Origin of the sequence: Streptococcus mitis (genome assembly GCF_001579035.1) — a bacterium.
In the GTDB taxonomy this organism is placed as follows: Bacteria; Bacillota; Bacilli; order Lactobacillales; family Streptococcaceae; genus Streptococcus; species Streptococcus mitis_J.
The window spans coordinates 132,540-133,802 of the sequence record NZ_KQ970289.1 but is presented as its reverse complement, the minus strand read 5'-3'; the positions used below and the strand labels follow the sequence as shown (position 1 = coordinate 133,802).

2 protein-coding genes and 1 pseudogene are annotated in these 1,263 nt (G+C 44.7%); all 3 read left to right on the top strand.

From position 1 onward, the window contains the following. Nucleotides 1-549: anthranilate synthase component I family protein (locus tag SMIDD26_RS07915; protein ID WP_246746992.1), on the top strand; the 549-nt coding region annotated here is incomplete at its 5' end. After that, a complete protein-coding gene (locus tag SMIDD26_RS07910; RefSeq protein ID WP_061439763.1) occupies nt 546-1,112 on the top strand; it encodes an aminodeoxychorismate/anthranilate synthase component II in 567 nt (188 codons plus the stop codon). The genes SMIDD26_RS07915 and SMIDD26_RS07910, both read left to right, overlap by 4 nt. Before the next feature lie 10 nt (nt 1,113-1,122). Beyond that, nucleotides 1,123-1,263, top strand: a pseudogene (locus SMIDD26_RS11795) (anthranilate phosphoribosyltransferase); the annotation flags it as partial.

Here is a 1,263-nt window from a genome sequence, read left to right as displayed (position 1 = left end):
GCAGGGACACGGCCAAGAGGCGCTACGGATGAAGAGGATAAGGCCTTAGCGACAGACCTCCTGTCTGATGAGAAGGAAACAGCAGAGCATCGGATGTTAGTAGACTTGGGACGAAATGATATTGGCCGTATCTCTGAAACGGCCAGTGTCCAAGTCACCAAGTATATGGAAGTGGAGCTCTTCCGCTACGTCATGCATTTGACCAGTGTGGTCAAGGGGCGTTTGCTTCCAGAACTCACTGCCATGGATGCCTTGAAAGCAACACTTCCTGCTGGAACCGTTTCTGGAGCACCAAAGATTCGAGCTATGAGACGCATCTATGAACTGGAAACAGAAAAACGGGGCGTATACGCAGGAGCAATCGGCTACTTGTCTGCGACGGGTGATATGGATTTTGCCATTGCCATCCGAACTATGATTCTCAAAAATCAAACAGCCTATGTGCAGGCTGGGGCAGGGATTGTCTACGACTCCATCGCCCAAAACGAATACCAAGAAACCATTAACAAGGCTAAATCTATGACTAGAATTGGAGAACTAAGACCATGATTTTATTGATTGACAACTATGATTCTTTTACCTATAACTTGGCCCAATACATTGGGAATTTTGCAGAAGTACAGGTCTTGAGAAATGATGATCCCAAGCTGTATGAAGAAGCTGAAAAAGCAGATGGTCTGGTCTTTTCTCCTGGTCCCGGTTGGCCAGTTGATGCTGGAAAGATGGAAGACATGATTCGTGATTTTGCTGGTAAGAAGCCGATTTTAGGGATTTGTTTGGGTCACCAAGCCATTGCAGAAGTCTTTGGTGGTAAGTTAGGTTTGGCTCCAAAAGTCATGCATGGAAAACAGAGCAATATCAGCTTTGAAGCGCCATCTGTTTTGTATCAAGACATCGAGGATGGGCGTGAAGTCATGCGTTACCACAGTATTTTGATTGAAGAAATGCCAGAAGAATTTGAAGTGACAGCTCGTTCGACTGATGATCAAGCTATCATGGGGATTCAACACAAAAACCTACCAATTTATGGTTTCCAGTACCATCCAGAAAGTATCGGAACGCCAGACGGCTTGTCTTCTATTCAGAATTTTATCGAGAAGGTTGTAAAGTGAGGAAACTAGGATGAAAGAGATTATTGAAAAACTAGCAAAATTTGAAAATTTATCAGGTGTGGAAATGACGGATGTCATTGAGCGTATCGTAACTGGGCGTGTAACGGAAGCGCAGATTGCTTCTCTCCTTTTGGCTCTTAAGATGAAGGGG